The organism is Nitrobacter sp. CN101 (assembly GCF_055390255.1).
The window spans coordinates 3,723,506-3,739,843 of sequence record NZ_AP038833.1 but is presented as its reverse complement, the minus strand read 5'-3'; the positions used below and the strand labels follow the sequence as shown (position 1 = coordinate 3,739,843).

General features: G+C 61.3%; 12 protein-coding genes and 5 pseudogenes. 9 read left to right on the top strand and 8 right to left on the bottom strand.

Annotation, left to right across the window (positions count from 1 at the left end; genetic code table 11):
* Positions 1 to 21 precede the first annotated feature (21 nt).
* The 5 genes and pseudogenes from ACZ5IL_RS18670 to ACZ5IL_RS18650 all read left to right on the top strand — a co-directional run bounded on the left by ACZ5IL_RS18670 (position 22) and on the right by ACZ5IL_RS18650 (position 5,019).
* Positions 22 to 1,659: a DUF3300 domain-containing protein gene (locus tag ACZ5IL_RS18670; protein WP_464593832.1), complete on the top strand. Its 1,638-nt coding sequence runs from the start codon at positions 22 to 24 to the stop codon at positions 1,657 to 1,659.
* Positions 1,656 to 2,582, top strand: coding sequence for a DUF2950 domain-containing protein (locus ACZ5IL_RS18665; protein WP_464593831.1), 927 nt, complete (start codon positions 1,656 to 1,658; stop codon positions 2,580 to 2,582). The genes ACZ5IL_RS18670 and ACZ5IL_RS18665 overlap by 4 nt, the downstream gene beginning before the upstream one ends.
* A 304-nt stretch (positions 2,583 to 2,886) precedes the next feature.
* Positions 2,887 to 3,980: pseudogene (locus tag ACZ5IL_RS18660) on the top strand (IS5 family transposase).
* A complete protein-coding gene (locus ACZ5IL_RS18655; protein ID WP_464593830.1) occupies positions 3,977 to 4,102 on the top strand; it encodes a hypothetical protein in 126 nt (41 codons plus the stop codon). Before ACZ5IL_RS18660 ends, ACZ5IL_RS18655 begins: the two are co-directional and overlap by 4 nt.
* 287 nt (positions 4,103 to 4,389) lie before the next feature.
* Positions 4,390 to 5,019, top strand: a complete 630-nt coding sequence (locus ACZ5IL_RS18650; RefSeq protein WP_464596942.1) for a Bax inhibitor-1/YccA family protein — start codon at positions 4,390 to 4,392, stop codon at positions 5,017 to 5,019.
* Between the two features lie 16 nt (positions 5,020 to 5,035).
* On the opposite strand, the pseudogene ACZ5IL_RS18645 reads toward ACZ5IL_RS18650, so the two are convergent.
* Both ACZ5IL_RS18645 and ACZ5IL_RS18640 read right to left on the bottom strand, forming a co-directional pair.
* Positions 5,036 to 5,461: pseudogene (locus ACZ5IL_RS18645) on the bottom strand (DUF1269 domain-containing protein).
* Positions 5,462 to 5,476: 15 nt separating this feature from the next.
* Positions 5,477 to 5,629 (bottom strand): annotated as a pseudogene (locus ACZ5IL_RS18640) (IS630 family transposase); the annotation flags it as partial.
* Between the two features lie 81 nt (positions 5,630 to 5,710).
* Between ACZ5IL_RS18640 and ACZ5IL_RS18635 the strand changes: the two are divergent.
* Both ACZ5IL_RS18635 and ACZ5IL_RS18630 read left to right on the top strand, forming a co-directional pair.
* Positions 5,711 to 6,806, top strand: a pseudogene (locus ACZ5IL_RS18635) (IS3 family transposase).
* 104 nt (positions 6,807 to 6,910) lie between these two features.
* A pseudogene (locus ACZ5IL_RS18630) lies at positions 6,911 to 7,417 on the top strand (IS630 family transposase); the annotation flags it as partial.
* 222 nt (positions 7,418 to 7,639) lie between these two features.
* On the opposite strand, the gene ACZ5IL_RS18625 reads toward ACZ5IL_RS18630, so the two are convergent.
* Genes ACZ5IL_RS18625 through ACZ5IL_RS18600 form a run of 6 tightly spaced genes read right to left on the bottom strand, consistent with a single transcriptional unit; the run spans position 7,640 to position 11,737 of the window.
* Positions 7,640 to 9,388, bottom strand: a complete 1,749-nt coding sequence (locus ACZ5IL_RS18625) for a complex I subunit 5 family protein (RefSeq protein WP_464593829.1) — start codon at positions 9,386 to 9,388, stop codon at positions 7,640 to 7,642.
* Positions 9,389 to 9,417: 29 nt separating this feature from the next.
* The gene (locus ACZ5IL_RS18620; protein ID WP_464593828.1) at positions 9,418 to 9,759 is read right to left on the bottom strand and encodes an NADH-quinone oxidoreductase subunit K; all 342 of its coding nucleotides are present in this window, start codon (positions 9,757 to 9,759) and stop codon (positions 9,418 to 9,420) included.
* The gene (locus ACZ5IL_RS18615; RefSeq protein ID WP_464593826.1) at positions 9,756 to 10,700 is read right to left on the bottom strand and encodes an MnhB domain-containing protein; all 945 of its coding nucleotides are present in this window, start codon (positions 10,698 to 10,700) and stop codon (positions 9,756 to 9,758) included. Before ACZ5IL_RS18615 ends, ACZ5IL_RS18620 begins: the two co-directional genes overlap by 4 nt.
* Positions 10,697 to 10,990, bottom strand: coding sequence for a monovalent cation/H(+) antiporter subunit G (locus ACZ5IL_RS18610; protein WP_464593824.1), 294 nt, complete (start codon positions 10,988 to 10,990; stop codon positions 10,697 to 10,699). The genes ACZ5IL_RS18615 and ACZ5IL_RS18610 overlap by 4 nt, the downstream gene beginning before the upstream one ends.
* Positions 10,987 to 11,277, bottom strand: a complete 291-nt coding sequence (locus ACZ5IL_RS18605) for an MrpF/PhaF family protein (protein WP_464593822.1) — start codon at positions 11,275 to 11,277, stop codon at positions 10,987 to 10,989. The genes ACZ5IL_RS18610 and ACZ5IL_RS18605 overlap by 4 nt, the downstream gene beginning before the upstream one ends.
* On the bottom strand, positions 11,270 to 11,737 hold the full coding sequence (locus ACZ5IL_RS18600) for a Na+/H+ antiporter subunit E (protein WP_464593820.1): 468 nt from the start codon (positions 11,735 to 11,737) through the stop codon (positions 11,270 to 11,272). Before ACZ5IL_RS18600 ends, ACZ5IL_RS18605 begins: the two co-directional genes overlap by 8 nt.
* Before the next feature lie 412 nt (positions 11,738 to 12,149).
* Between ACZ5IL_RS18600 and ACZ5IL_RS18595 the strand changes: the two genes are divergently transcribed.
* Both ACZ5IL_RS18595 and ACZ5IL_RS18590 read left to right on the top strand, forming a co-directional pair.
* Entirely contained in the window at positions 12,150 to 13,262 is a 1,113-nt protein-coding gene (locus ACZ5IL_RS18595) for an efflux RND transporter periplasmic adaptor subunit (protein WP_464593818.1), read from the top strand.
* Positions 13,259 to 16,330, top strand: a complete 3,072-nt coding sequence (locus ACZ5IL_RS18590; RefSeq protein ID WP_464593816.1) for an efflux RND transporter permease subunit — start codon at positions 13,259 to 13,261, stop codon at positions 16,328 to 16,330. The genes ACZ5IL_RS18595 and ACZ5IL_RS18590 overlap by 4 nt, the downstream gene beginning before the upstream one ends.
* Positions 16,331 to 16,338 lie beyond the last annotated feature (8 nt).

The window sequence follows — 16,338 nt, the reverse complement described above, 5'->3', positions numbered from 1 at the left end:
AGGAACCCGAGGAGAGGTGTGATGTTTCGCTGCGGTAAGGCCCTGATCGCGCTCGCATTGCTAATGGCGGATCCGATCGCCATCTCGGCCCAAACGGCCGATAATCCGCCGGATCCAAACGGTACGCCGCAGCAAGCCACCAAATCTGTGCCCGATGCAGAGCTGTTGAAACCTGAGCAACTCGAGGCGCTGGCTACCCCGATTGCGCTCTATCCCGATGAACTGCTGGCGAATGTACTGGCGGCATCAACCTATCCGCTGGAGGTCGTGCAGGCCGATCGCTGGCTCAAGGAACGCAAAACCCTGAAAGGTGATGCGTTGAAGAAGGAGGTTGAAAAGCAATCGTGGGACAACAGCGTCAAAGCGCTTTCAAGCACTCCAGATGTCATTTCAATGATGAGCGACAAGATCGACTGGACCAAGAGTCTCGGCGATGCCGTTCTCGCGCAGCAAGCCGATGTCATGGATGCAATCCAACGCCTTCGCTCCAAAGCCTATGACAACAAGAAGCTGGTTACCACCAAGCAGCAAAAGGTGAGCGTTCAAGCGCAAGAAGGCAAGCAAGCGATTGTCATCGAGTCGACCAGCCCCAACACGATGTACGTGCCGTACTACGATCCCGCCGCGGTTTACGGAACTTGGCCCTATGCAGCGTATCCACCCTATTACTTCGGGTATCCGTCCTATATCGGCGCGGGTGTGATCGCGACGGGGCTCGCGTTCGGTGCAGGCTGGGCTATCGGACGCTGGGGTAACTACTGGGGTGGCGGATTCAATTGGGGTAACCGCAATCTCTACGTCAACCACTACAATCGGATAAATAACGTCGGAAACAGCTGGCAGCACAATTCGGTGCATCGTCAGGGTGTGCGGTACAATAACGCGAATGTTCAGCAGCGCTTCGGCAACAACAATCTGAGGGCTGGCGCATCGAACCGCATGGATTTTCGGGGCCGCGGTGGGCAGCAGGTGCTTCGTCCAGGACAGGATCGACCTGGCGGCGGAGATCGTGCAGGCGACCGTGCGGCCTCACGCGACCGGCCGGGCGGCGATCGTGGAAATCGACCGGGCGCAGCCGATCGCGCCAGGGGCGGCGGTGGCGACCGTGCCAAAGCAGGTAACAGGGCTGCCAACCGTGCTGGCGGCGCGGCGCGCGGTGGCGGCAATCGTGGCGGTGCCATGAACATATCGTCGGGCAGGGCTGCTTCCGCGGCTTCGGCTCGCGGTCATGCAAGCCTTGGCGGGCGAGGAGGAGGTGCTGCCAGCTTTGCCGGACGTGGCGGTGGATTTGCCCGTGGAGGCGGCTTTCATGGCGGCGGCGGCTTTCGCGGCGGTGGCGGTGGCTTCCGGGGTGGCGGTGGCGGCTTCCGTGGCGGCGGTGGACGGCGGTCCGATGTCCAACTGAAACACCACCTCGTACTGCTGGGTTATCTTACCAACGGCCTTGGTTACTACCGCTTCAGCTATCTCGGTAGCAGCAAGTCATATGTTGGTGTGATCGCGCAGGAAGTGCAGAATCTGATGCCGCAAGCCGTGACCCGTGGTAGCGACGGTTACCTCAGAGTCTACTATGAGAAGCTTGGATTGAAGCTGCGAACCTACAGCGACTGGCTTGCTGGAGGCGCAAAAATTCCTGCGCTGCGCGAGGTGTCGCCATGATCACATCAATGTGGATGTCCCGCGCCGCTTCGACAGGCGCGATAGCAATCGTTGTCGCGCTGTCGGTCGGCGTGAGTCAGGCTCAGCAGGCTTTTTCTTCGCCGGAAGATGCGGCGGCGGGATTGGCGGCGGCGGTCAAGACCGGCACGACAAGCGCCATTCTGAAAGTCCTTGGCAGTCGTGCCGAAGACGTGGTCGAATCCGGTGATAGCGTTGCTGACAAAGAGACACGTGAGCGTTTTCTTTCCGCTTACGATGCCAAGCACTCGATCAAGGCTGAGGGAAACAAGAAAGCTACGCTCATTTTGGGCGCCGATGAATTTTCGTTCCCAATTCCACTTGTCAACAGCAAGAGCGGCTGGGAATTCGACACCTCCGCCGGACGTCTTGAGATTCTTTATCGCCGCATTGGGCGCAATGAGTTGGATGCGATTCAGGCCTCTCTCGCCTTCGTGGATGCCCAGAACGAATATGCCGAGAAAGATCGTACAGGCGAAGGTGTTGGCGTTTACGCGCAACGCATTGTCAGCACCCCAGGCAAGAAGGATGGCCTTTTCTGGCGCGACGATGGCGATCCAAGTCCGCTTGGTGAGCTGGCGGCGCGGGCATCATCAGAGGGCTATAAGGTTGATGGGCAAGGCGCCCCGTATCACGGTTACGTCTTTCGAATATTGAGGGCGCAGGGGCCGGATGCACCGGGAGGCGCACTTGACTACGTCGTCAAGCACAAGATGATCGGTGGTTTCGCGCTGATTGCCTATCCTGCCGAATACGGAAACTCTGGTGTCATGACCTTCATGGTCAATCACGCCGGCACTGTCTATCAAAAGGATCTTGGTAAAAGCACGGAAGTACTCGCCAATCGCATCAGTTTGTTCGATCCCGATCAGACCTGGAAGAGGGTGGATTCGGCGAAGCCTTGAAGGTGGGTATTTAACAGCGATGCCCAGCGCAATTTGGACACAGGCCTTGGCGGTCTTGGCAATTCGTGCCGCTTCATTCCAGCGGTATGAATCTCGGCATTGATGCTGAGACTGAAAATCCAGCAACAGCCAATTGAGAGAGACTCTGATCGACGAAGTCACGAATGTCTCCAGGGTGACACGCTGCGGCCGCGACGAATTCTCCTCAAACTGGCCGCGCGACCTAACAGGCTGTTGAAAAAGGCCAGTCGTGGCCGAGCTGTGAGCATGATTCATTGGCTTTGAAGCGATTTGGATCTGATGGGTGCGCGGTGGTGACAATCTGACTGGCGAGTTGTTCAGCTACGTTGATCTGGAGGCGCGGGTTCGGCGCGATCACCCGCTTCGCGCCATCCGGGTAATTGTGAATGAAGCGCTTGTCGCTTTGGAGCGGGAGTTCGCGGCGCTGTATTCGCCACTCGGGCGGCCGTCGATCCCACCCGAGAAGTTGCTCAGGGCGATGCTGTTGCAGGCGTTCTACTCGATCCGCTCGGAGCGGTTGCCTATGGAGCGGCTGGAATACGACCTTCTGTTCCGCTGGTTCGTGGGCATCGGCGTCGACGATCCAGCCTGGGACCATTCGGTGTTCTCGAAGAACCGCGACCGGCTGCTTGAGGGCGACATCGCGGCCAAGTTCCTGAGTGCGGTGCTGGCCCAGCCCAAGGTGGAGAAGCTGCTGTCGAGCGATCACTTCTCGGTCGACGGCACGCTGATCGAGGCCTGGGCTTCGACGAAGAGCGTCAAACCGAAGGACGGCTCTGGCGAGCCGCCGGCCGGCGGCGTCGGGCGCAATGCCGAAGCCGACTTCCACGGCGAGAAGCGGACTAACGACACGCATGCTTCGACCACCGATCCGGACGCAAGGCTCTACAAGAAGGGCAAGGGCAAGGAGGCGAAGCTATGCTTCATGGGTCATGGGCTGATGGAGAACCGCCATGGCCTGTTGGTCGACGCCTGCCTGACGCTGGCCGGCGGACATGCCGAGCGGGTGGCGGCGTTGCACATGATCGAACCTCGCGCCGACCGGCCCCTGGCCATCACACTTGGCGCTGATAAGGCCTATGACACGGAGGACTTCGTCAACGAGTTGCGCGCGATGAAGGTGACGCCGCACGTGGCGCAGAACACAAGCGGCCGAAGCTCGGCGATCGACGGGCGCACGACGCGGCACACCGCGGCTATGCCATCAGCCAGCGTCTCCGCAAGCGCATTGAGGAAGCGTTCGGCTGGATCAAGATGGTTGCCCGCCAGGACAAGACCCGCTTCCGTGGCCGCGACCGCGTCGGATGGGCCTTCACCTTCGCAGCCGCCGCTTACAATCTGGTGCGATTGCCGAAGCTCATGGCGGTGCCAGCATGACCGCGCCGTCTCACGGCCACGCCAAACTGCTCAACGGCTCAATCCAGATCGCATTCGCCTATCACAACGGCGATCAAGCCATCCTCAAAGCCAGACCGAACACTTCTTCAACAGCCTGCTAGGTCTCCGCGAAGGGGCGGCGTCTCGATCGCGAGGCGACGTCCGTGAATGGCAACCCGCGCGACCAGCACGAAGCTCGACCGGAAGAATTCTCCGGCCTTCGTGAGCTCGGCCGCAATGCGCCTTGCGTGGAGAAGCGGTGTCCTCGTCGGGATACTCATATCTGGTCCGATCCGGCGAGGGGCTAGTCGACGATCTGAAAGAAGTAACGCATGCCATCGGATTAGGCGGAGATTTGTCGGCCTCCGATGGCAGTGCGCTCGCGATCGACGCCGGACTTCGAGCTTACATGCTGCGGATCTACAATTACATGGCGGCGGGCGTCGGTTTGACGGCCGCCGTTGCGGGGTTGCCCTATCAGCTCACGGGTGACGCTTTGCTGCAAAATCCGCTGATGTGGGTCTTCATCTTAACGCCGCTCCTACTGGTGTTTTTCATCAGCGCGCGCATCAATACGCTGTCGGCCTCTACCGCACGGCTTCTGTTCTTCGTCTATGCCGGCATGGTCGGCGTGTCGCTCTCGACGCTGCTGCACATCTACACCAGTGCCTCGGTCACACGGGTCTTCTTCGTCGCGGCGGCGATGTTCGGTGCACTCAGCTTCTTTGGCTATACCACCAGACGCGACCTGTCCGGGTTCGGCACCTTCCTATTCATGGGCCTGGTCGGCGTGATCATCGCGAGCCTGGTCAACATCTTCCTGGGGTCGAGCCGACTCGATTGGCTGATCTCGGTCATTGGCGTTGGCGTTTTCGCCGGCCTGACCGCGTACGATACGCAGCGGATAAGGGCGATGTATGACCGCAGGGATGACGAGACCGCGGCTGGCCGCAAGTCCGTCATCGCTGCCCTGTCACTCTACCTCAACTTCATCAACTTGTTCATGATGCTGCTGCGCCTCGCCGGAGGCCGACGCTGACAAGCGAGTCGATCGTTCAGGTCGCCGACCGGTCGGTTGCACTGGTCAGCGCGTCGCGCAGGACCTTCTCCTTTGGTTACGTCCAGGGACGTCTTCAGCCCGCCGCCACCGGCGTTCTGGATTTCCTTGAGCACACCTTCTCCGCCGTCATGTTTTTGATCAGCACGAACAGGGCGGCGTTGCCGGGGAGGCATCGTTGATGCCGAAGTCCGTCAACGCGCCAGACGCGGCGCCGATGATCGGGTTGACGAGGAGCACGCCGACCAGAAACTTCCCGAGACCGCACCCATCGCCGTAGTGTTGACGAACTGGTTGAGCTTATGTCGCCGGAATCGGTTTTTACGGCGATGACGGCGTCATTGATGGAGATCAGATACCCCTTCTGCAATTTGATGGGCCGTTGACGCACGTCCTTGGCCTCCGATGGATAGACGATCGCCACTAGAGCATGATTGTTTCATGTCGAAGCGTATCCGGCGTTGGCGATGTAGTTGGCGCATTCCTGCGGGGTGAAGCGATCCAATAAGGCGCCGCTGCGCCTCCATGTGGCTTCGACGGTTCGCTCAGCCGCCTTTCGGAGCAGGGTCTTGAGCTTGGCGAAGACCTGCTCGTAATGATCCTGACCCACGAAGCTGGTTCATGTTGAAGGCAATTTTTTCGGGCATTCTGAACCCCACGGAGGTCGGATGCCATGAAACGGAAGCGGTTTTCGGAGGAACAGATTGCCTTTGCGTTGAGGCAGGCAGAGAGCGGGACGACGATCGAGGAGATTTGCCGGAAGATGGGGGTCTCGGAGCCGACATTTTATCAAAGTCTATGCCGGCATGGGCGTGAGCGAGATCCGGCGGCTGAAGCAGCTTTGAGGACGAGAACGCGAAGCTGAAGCGTGTGGTGGCGGATCTGACGCTGGACAAGGCGATGTTGCAGGACGTCCTGCGAAAAAAATGGTGAGGCCCGCCGTCCGACGTGAGGTCGTATTCCATCTGCAGAAGGTCTACGATATTGGCGAACGACGGGCCTGCAAAGCGACCGGCTTTCATCGCTCTTCACAACGCTACAAGTCGCGCGGCGATCCGCAAACCGAGCTGCGCATTCGGCTTAAGGACCTGGCGGCCAGCCGGGTGCACTACGGCTATCGGCGTCTCCACGTCCTGCTGCTGCGCGAGGGCTATCGCTTGAACCACAAACGCACTTACCGGCTGTATCGCGAAGAAGGCCTGTCGATCAGGATAAAAACGCCGAAGCGCAAACGGGCCTGGCGCTATCGTTCCGATCGGCCAAAGATCGCCGCCGTGAACCACTGCTGGGCGATGGACTTCATGTCGGATGCGTTGTTCAACGGCCGCCCGTTCCGGCTTTTGACCGTTGTCGATTGCCACACCCGAGAATCACTTGCGATCGTTCCGAGAACGAACTTCAGGGCCTTCCAGGTCGTCGAGGTTCTTGAGCGGCTGGCAAGGGAGCGCGGCAAGCCAAAGACCCTTCGCTGCGACAATGGCCCCGAGTTCGCCGGCAAGATGCTCGACCAGTGGGCCTATCACAATGGCGTCGAGATCGACTTCTCGAGACCCGGAAAGCCAACGGACAATGCGTTTTGCGAAGCCTTCAACGGTCGCGTCCGGGCGGAGTGCCTGAATGCCTCATGGTTCCTGTCGATGGCCGACGCTATCGAACGGATCGAGGAATGGAGGTGCCACTATAACAATGATCGGCCCCACACCTCGCTCGGCAACTTGACGCCGAACGAGTTCGCACGACAAACTCAAACAGCTCGAGAAATTGCCTGACATCTGGACCACAAAACGGGGCAGCTCAACTAACGGCGAATAGCCTAAGTCAGGGAGGACCACTTTTCAGGGGGCAGACCATAAGCCAGGAAGCTCTCGCCGTTGAGCGCCTCGTCTTCATCGACGAAACCAGCGCCAACATCAAAATGGCGCGGCTTTACGGGCGCTCGCCACGCGGCGAGCGATGCCGTGCTGCCGTCCCACACGGACATTGGAAGACGACAACATTCACCGCTGGATTGCGCTCCGACGGTCTGATCGTTCCGCTTGTTCTGGACGGCCCCATGGATGGCGATGCTTTCCTGGCCTATGTCGAACAATGGCTCGTCCCATCGCTGCGGCCGGGCGACACCGTCATCATGGACAACTTGCCCGCTCACAAGGTCCATGGCGTTCGAGAGGCCATTCAGACGGCCGGAGCAAGCCTGCTCTATCTCCCGCCCTACAGTCCGGACTTTAACCCGATCGAGATGGTCTTCTCTAAATTGAAGGCGTTGTTGCGCACCGCTGCCGCGCGCACCATGACAGACCTCTGGCAAGCAATCGCAAACGCTCTCAAACGCTTCTCACCCGATGAATGTCAAGATTATCTCGCCGCCGCTGGATACGAACGCAACCTAATCGAAAAATGCTCTAGGTCGGACATGGAAGTCCCCTGGCTTTTTTATATCGATCCCTGTCGACCGAAACGACGCCGCGCGGGCGCGATGGCCGAGACCAGTCGAGGGTTCGTTTGTGGGATATCCCAAAAATCCCTCCGGCGCGGGGATGAACGTTCCCGATCGTCCGATCGGCACGATCCGCGTGTCGTTGGAGATCACGTGTCCGTTTTCTCAAATGGCCGCGAGCATCAACGCGCCAAACATCAGCGCCAGCAGGAGAAGGGAGATGCTTGCCGCAGGCCACTGGCAAAGAGCCTCGTTGCCCTTTTCGACAAGGGTGCCGAGGGCGAGGCCACCGCGTCGGAAGGGACCGGCCACGATCATGAGGGCCTTCGAGGCGGTCGAAGCTGCGAGCGGATGCGGCCAGGGGCTGAGGAGGATCGCCAGGATCGCTCCTCCCAGGACAGGGAAAAGCAATTTGGAAAACGTCCCGAGGCTGGGGAGGTCTGATCTTATGTCGTGCGGGATCGGTAGGTATGACCCCCAAGCCACGAGGCCCGACAATAGCGAGCATAGCGCCAGGATAAGCGGCGCTGCGTCCCGAATGCGCGGCTTGGAGCCGGCCAAGGCGATCGGCTTGTCCGAGGGCGCGAGTGCATGAGCCAGAACCAGCACGACATAGGCAGCCGTAAACATCTCGCCCGTCTGGAGCACGATCCCCCACCACCACTGCCCGTTGTCCGCGGCAGACCGGAGTAGTAGATCCTTCGCAAGGGATGCGCCGCTCGGCGGTACGCCCATCAGCGCGATGCCGCCTAGCGCGAAGGTCAGAACGCTTAGGGGCAGAGCCCTTGCCGCACCGCGCAGCGCCGTGATGCGATCGTGGCCGAGCGACGCGTAGATCGATCCGACAGCCATGAACATCGCGGCCTTCGCGGTGGCGTGAGAGATGGCCTGAAGCAGACCGCCAGCCAGGGCGCCACCATTCTGAAACCGGCCCGCGGCATCGAACGCGAGCGGAAACATCAGGAAGAGATAGCCGATCTGGGCCAGGGTCGAATAGGCGATCAGAAGCTTGAGGCGTTCCTGCCGCAGCGCCACGACGCTCCCGAACACGATCGCAGCGGCTCCCAGCGCGGCGAGCAACTGTGTGGCGGCGAAGCCAGGCAGGCCAGGCATGACGTTAAACCAAATCCGAACGGCGATGAAGAAAGATCCTTTCACCACTAGGCCGGACAGGATCGCACTGGCGGCCGCCGGTGCGCCGGCGTGGGCAGGCGGCAGCCAAAGGTGCAACGGGAACAGCGCGGTCTTGGCCAGAAGACCCGTCGTCATTAACGCGGCTGCGACGAGCAAGATCGGCTCTGCGCCGACGCGACGCGACAACAGCACGATATCGAGCGTGCCGTAGAGACCATAGATGAGTGCCGTGCCCATCAAGTAGAGAACCGAGCCGAGCAACGCGAAGAGCAGATACCGCATCGCGGCGCGCAGCGTCTCGGCGCGGCCGTCGAGCGAAACCAACGGCACCGCGGCGAATGTCAGCAGTTCCAGGGCAACGTAGAGGGTGAAGAGGTCCCCACCCAGGAAGATCGTGTTCAGCGCCGCCCAGATCGCCAGCAGCAAGATCCAGAACGCGAATGGCGTGCGGGCTTGGGTCGAAGTTGGTGAGAAATCGGAAGCGGCAAAGATAGCGACCCCTGAGACTACGACTGCGGTCGCAGCGAGCATCACTGCCGACAATCCGTCCGCACGCAGCGCCACTCCGAGTGGCGGCGGCCAGGCGCCGAGCAGATAAACGAGGGGGCCGTTGCTCTGCGGAAGCGCGAAGAGGATTGCCATCGCAATCGCCGACGCGAGCGGGACAATCCCGCAGGCGACCAGCTTGACGTAGCGGTCGCCCAGAATGAAGGCCAGTAAGACGCCTGCGACCGGGACGACGATCGACAGCACCAGCAGGAAACCGCTCGTGGTCGTCATGGCGTCAAGCGCAGGGGCGGGAGGCAGCATCAGCCACCGGACGGGTCGGAGCCGGCGCCCGGCGATACGCCAATGCGCAACGAAGTGGAGCCTGTTGTTTGGAACAACCGCAGCAGCAGCGCGATCGCCAAGGCGGTTGCGGAAAACGCGACGACGACGCCGGTGATCACCAGGGCCTGCGGTACCGGGTCATTGCCGATGCTCGCCGTTGCACCCCGCCGTCCAACGATGCCGAACAGAAGGAATACGCCGCTGCCGAGCAGATTGAAGGCGATGATCTTGCGAAGTGGCTGCGGATTGGTGATCACGCCATAGAGCCCAAGTCCGACCGCAGCTGCGGCACACAATCCGAACACGGTCACTGCGCTCATAGCTTCGCACTCCGTTCCGGCGCGCCAGCAAGCAGCAGGCCGAGGGTTGCTGCGATCGTCAGGATCATCGCGACCTCGATGCCAAGGATCAGTGGCTTGGCCATCGACGGCGGATAAGAAAGGAATGCGGTGCCGAACCAGAGTCCCCCAAGGCCGACGACCAGGAACAGGCTTGGCCCGGCAATAAGGATGAACCGTAGCCATCGGCGGCTTACAGGTGGCGTGTCGGTTAGCCCGGCCATGATGACCAGTAGCCACATGGACGCGAGAATCGCGCCACCCTGGAAAGCTCCGCCAGGATGGTTGGCGCCGGTCCAGAGGATATGGACTCCGACGACAATGCCGACCGGTGGCAACAGGCGCGCGAGAAATGCGAGGATGCCACGCGGATCCGCCTGGTGACGCGGCCCGGGATGGCCACCCCAGGCGATGTCAGGTGCAAGCGACCAGACGCCGATGATGGCCAGCAAGAGCACGACTTTTTCGAGCATTGTATCCATGGCGCGGAACGCCATCAGCACGTTGGTGACGGGGTTGGCCAGACTCGTCGCCCAGGAATTAGCAAGAGCGGCCGGAGCAAGCGTTGGAGCCGGATCGGGTAGGAGCAGGACCGCTCCCGCCAGCGCAGCGGCCGTGAGCACCGATAGCACAGCCGCGCTCACGCGCAGCATTTTGCCCGGCGCCTCCCCCGCCATTAGGTCGGCATCCCGCAACCGGGCGGCCGCGCCCAGCAGCAATACGCCGCCGAGCCCTCCGCCGATCGCGGCCTCAGTCAGCGCCACGTCGACGGCCTCGAGCCGTACCCAGATGAGTGCGACCAGCAGTCCGTAAGTGACGAAACCCACCGTCGCCGAAAAGGTCTCGCGCACGGCGATGGTCCAGATGCCGAGGCCCAGCACCACCGCGGCGAGCAGGATCTCGAAGATGGTCGTGATGCTCATCTGCGCGATTCGCCCTGGCGCGCAGTGCGCGCGATCAGTTGCGAAACCGTCGCACCCGCGAGCAGCACGAGTAACCAGATGCTGACCAGCTTCAACCCATCGCGAACACTCCCTGCCTGCGGCAGTAACCCGAGCACGACGAGACCGAGGCCGAGATTATCCGCCTTGGTCAGCGCGTGGAGACGCGTCAGCGTATCGGGAAAGCGAAGCAGGCCGACCGTGCCGGCCAAAAAGAAGAACGCGCCCGCCGCCACCGCCGCCACAGTCATCATGTCGAGTACGACGCTCATTCAACCTCCGTCGATGCGGAGCCATCGGCTTCGAGGCGGGAGAGCCCCTTCTTGACGAACGCGATGGATGCGAAGGTGGCGAGAAGCGCCAAGGTCAGCGCTACGTCGATTGCCGCCGGTACGGCGCTGACGGTACCGAGCAGCAGCAACGTTGCAATACCGCCGGTCCCGATAAGTTGCGTCGCCATCATGCGGTCAGCGTCTCCCGGCCCGCGCAGAATCGACACCAGCCCGAGCGCCAGCAAGGCCAGAATGAAGCCGACCGCGGCAGTCAGGAACTCAGTCATTGTAGAGCGCTCGAACCAAGGCCGCTTCCTCTGCAGCAAGCTCTGCTGCCACGGGCTGTTCAACGTCGAGGCAGTGATAGATGAGCTGTCCCTCCTCATCTCCGGCCGGCACCGTGCCGGGTAGCAGGCTGGTAAGCGTCGTAAATACGTTGCGGCGCATGCCACGCGGCAGGCCGGTTGGATAGTTGACAAATCCCGGGCGCAGGGGCAGCCGGGGATCGAGGGCGCGCCTTGCGACGTCCGCTCCGGCCACGATGGAGTGGTACAGGAAGAGCACCGCCAGTTGGAAGATGGCGCCAAGCGAGCGCCGCGAGGTGCCGGGCTCGAGCAGACGCAAACTTGTCCAGGTCGCGGCGGTGACCGCGACGGCCGCGGCAGGAATGTCTGCAGGATCAGCTCCCGCAAGCACGAGCCAGAGGCAGAGGAACCATGCCGCTCGGAAAGCCGCGTGTAACCCCATGCGTCTTCAGCTCCATTTCCGGCGTCTCGGTGATCGCTAGTGGTCTCACACTCGGCGTCAAAGTTACGTCGAGTGACCTCGCGACCTTAACAAGCCTCAATAATCCCTTCTGGACCTTTGCCCACTATGCAGCCGTTGATGGGAGCAGGGGTATCAGGTGATTGCCTGATCAAACCTCAGGAATTCCCTAAACCTCGACCCTGGGTGCCTTGCGGCCGCGCGTCAGCGTCCGATGTTTGCCTGCGTCCCACGGCTGACCAAGATTGCATCCGGTGCCACCGGTAGATTTACCGATGGGCGAGGTCGCTCATTTCGGGAAGGCTACCGGGAAACTGCCGCGGAAAGTACCGGGGATGCCGCCAGGGCCTCCGGAGGCCGCATGGCATGTTTCCGGAAACCGGAAGGGCTCATCATGGTTACGCGCGGCGCTCGAACGATCCCTTACGAAATCCCGACGATGGCACTCGTGGTCGCAACATGTGCGTTGACGCTGGGAGCCTGCGGGAGAGAAGAGGCTAAGAATGACACACCCGCCCCGCGAATAGTGCGCACGTCGACCGTGGAAAAGCGCAAGGTCACGACACCCTTGACGTTTTCCGGACGGATCGAAGCTGAAGATGAAGTGAACATTGCGTTCCGAATCTCCGGGCGGCTGCTGAACAACGACACCAAGGTTGGCGACAGGGTCAAAGCAGGCCAGGTGCTGGCGCGATTGGAGCCGCAGAACGAGCTGAATGGGCTCCGTCAGGCTCAGGCAGCTCTTGCTGCGGCCCAGGGGCAGTTGACGCAGGCGCGCAACCACTTCACCCGTCAGGAAACGCTCCTGGCGCAGGGCTGGACAACGCGCGCCAATTTCGAAGTTGCGACCCAGGCGCAGCAAACCGCGCAATCGCAGGTTGACGCGGCGGAAGCGCAACTCAGTGCCGCACATGATCTCGTCGGCTTCACCGAACTGACGGCCGATGCGCCCGGCGTGATAACCGCCACCGGCCCGGGGGCCGGCGAGGTGGTCCAGGTCGGGCAGATGATTGCGAGGATCGCGCGGCAAGACGGCCGCGATGCGGTCTTCGACGTCCCCTCCCAATTGGTCAGGTCGGCATCCGCCGATCCGGAGGTCGAAGTTAGCCTGGCTGATGATCCGACAATAAACGCGAAAGGGCGCATTCGCGAGATCGCCGCGCAGGCCAGCGCCATGACGCGGACCTTCGAGGTCAGGGTCGGGCTAACCGACCCCCCGCCGGCGATGCGGCTGGGCGCGACGGTTGTCGGGCGGGTGAGCACGAGTGCGGGGCCGATGATCGATATTCCATCGTCCGCCCTGACCAGGATGAACCAGCGCCCCGCTGTATGGATCGTCGATCCGGCTACCAATACGGTCGCGGTGCGCAACGTGGACGTGCTTCGGTTCGATGAAGCTCAAGTGGTCATTTCTCAGGGGCTTGACACCGGTGAGATCGTCGTTACCGCCGGCGTCCAGGCGCTTCATCCGGGTCAGAAGGTCCGCGTTCTCGGGTCGGAACAATGAACAGAATCAATCTTTCCGACTGGGCGCTGAAGCACCGCTCGTTGGTCGTCTACATGATGATCATCGCGGTGGTCGCCGGTGCGCTGTCCTATTTCAAGCTGGGCCGCAACGAGGATCCCGCCTTCATCATCAAGACCATGGTCGTCCAGGCCGCCTGGCCCGGCGCATCCGTGGAAGACACCATGAAGCAGGTGACGGAGCGTCTCGAACGACGCCTGCAGGAGACGCCGCATCTCGACTTCCTACGAAGCTTCACGAGGGCGGGGGTCTCGACCGTCTTCGTGAATCTGAACGGGAGCGCAAACGCGAAAGAGGTCGCCGACACCTGGTACCACGTGCGCAAGTCGATCGGTGACATGCGTCATACGCTACCCGCCGGTGTGATCGGGCCCGGGTTCAATGACGAATTCGGCGATACATTCGGTATCATCTACGGCTTTACCAGCGACGGATTTTCCCAGCGTGAGCTGCGCGATCACGTCGAGGATATCCGCTCAAAGCTGCTTCTCGTGCCTGACGTGTCGAAAATCGAGCTCTTGGGCGAGCAGGACGAGGTGATCTTCGTCGAGTTCTCCACCAAAGAGCTTGCGGCCCTCGGAGTCGATCGGTCCGCCCTCATTGCGGCGCTCCAGTCGCAAAACATCGTGCGTCCGGCGGGAACGATCGCCACGAGCGCGGAAAGCATCTCGATTCGTGTGTCGGGCAGCTTCCAGTCCGAGCAGGATATAGCCGACATCAACTTCTCCGCGGGTGGGCGCATGCTTCGCTTGAGCGATATTGCGCGGGTGCGGCGCGGATACACCGACCCGCCCCATCCGATGTTTCGGGTCAACGGCAAGCCGGCAATAGGACTTGCAATCGCCATGCGGGATGGCGGGGATGTCCTTGCGCTCGGTGCCAACATCACAAAGGCAATGGCACAGATCACTGCGGAGCTCCCGATCGGAATCGAGCCAAGCCTGGTCGCGGACCAGCCCGTCGTGGTCGACCACGCCATCCGCGAGTTCATGGTCTCGCTGATTCAGGCAATCGCCATCATTATGGTGGTGAGCTTCATTAGCCTCGGCGTGCGACCCGGCTTGATCATCGCGCTCGCCATACCGTTCACGCTAGCGATCGTGTTTCCGATCATGGGCTTGCTTAGCATCGACATGCAGCGAATATCGCTTGGCGCGCTGATCATCGCGCTTGCATTGCTGGTCGACGATGCGATGACGACGACCGACGCGACGCTCACCAAATTGGCGGAGGGCGCCAGCAAGATCGAGGCGGCAACCTTCGCGTACAGAACCCATGCGATGGCGATGCTCGCGGGCACGCTGGTGACGATCGCGGGCTTCATCCCGGTGGGCTTTGCGGCAAGCTCGGCCGGCGAATACACGTTTTCGCTTTTCGCCGTGGTTACAATCGCGCTGCTGGTGTCCTGGTTCGTTGCGGTCATCTTCACGCCACTGCTTGGTGCTGCGATCCTTGTTCCGCCCAAGCAGAGCAGTTCGGCGGATCAGGGTAGGATTTTCGGTATGTACCGGAGCTTCCTGACGTTCGCGATGCGCGCCAAATGGCTAACGATCGCGATCTCGGTGGCGCTCTTCGTTGCCTCCGTTCTTGCGATGCCATTGATTCCGCGGCAGTTCTTTCCGTCGTCGGATCGTCCGGAACTACTGGTCGATGTCAGCCTGCCGCAGAACGCTTCGATCTACGCGAGCGAGGCCGCCGCGAAGCGCCTGGATGCCGCGCTTATGGCCGATCCCGATGTGGCGCGATGGAGCACCTATGTCGGACGCGGCGCTATTCGCTTCTATCTGCCCCTCAACGTCCAGCTCCCGAACGACTTCTTCACGCAGACCGTGGTGATCGCGAAGGACGTTGCCGCACGCGAACGCCTGCATTCGAAGCTCGAGAAGCTGTTGGCGCAGGAATTTCCCAAGGCCATTGCGTTCGTTTCGCCGCTCGAGCTTGGACCACCGGTTGGATGGCCGATCCAGTATCGGGTCAGTGGGCCTGACCTGGAACGGGTACGCGAGATAGCGCTCAAGGTCGGACAGATCGTTGCGTCCAGTCCGGACACCAAGCAGATGAATTTCGACTGGATGGAGCCCGATCGGCAGGTGCGGATCCGCGTCGACCAGAACGAAGCGCGTCTTCTCGGTCTCAGCTCGCAGGCGATCGCGACCGTCCTGAACGCAGTCATCACGGGCACACCCATCACCCAGGTCCGTGATGATATCTATCTGGTTAATGTGGTGGTGCGCGCGACCGACGAGCAGAGAGTTTCGCTCGATGGCCTGCGCAATCTGCAAGTGGCGTTGCCAAGCGGACAAACCGTTCCTCTCAGCCAGTTTGCGTCCTTTGAATATGACCAGGAGTTCCCGCTCATCTGGCGGCGGGATCGTATCCCGACCCTGACGGTCCAGGCTGCCATCGTCGGCGACAAGTTGCCGGAAAGCGTCGTCACGTCGTTGTCGTCGGCGATCGAGAACTTCAAGAAGACGCTGCCCCCGTCCTACAACGTGGTCGTGGGTGGCACGGTTGAGGAGAGCCAGAAGTCGCAGGCATCCGTGCTAGCCGTGGTGCCCGTGATGCTGTTCGTCATGTTCACGGTCCTCATGGTGCAGCTCCAGAGCTTTCCGAGACTATTCATGGTTCTGAGCGTTGCGCCGCTCGGCCTGATCGGTGTCGTTGCAGCGTTGATGCTGTCCGGCAGGCCACTCGGCTTCGTCGCGATTCTCGGTGTGCTCGCGCTTCTCGGCATGATCAGCAAGAATGCGGTCATTCTAATCGGTCAGATCGACGCCGAGCGCACCATGGGCAAGTCGCCGTGGGATGCAGCGGTTGACGCCAGCAGCTCTCGGTTTCGGCCGATCATGTTGACCGCCGTATCGACTGTGCTTGGCATGATTCCAATCGCGCCGACGGTGTTCTGGGGACCGATGGCATTCGCGATCATGGGCGGCTTGCTGGTTGCAACGGTCCTGACGCTCGTGTTCTTGCCGACGCTTTATATCGCGTGGTTCGGCGCGCGCGAGGGGACCGACAATCCCACATCGCGCAAACCACAGGAAGCATGAGTACTAGA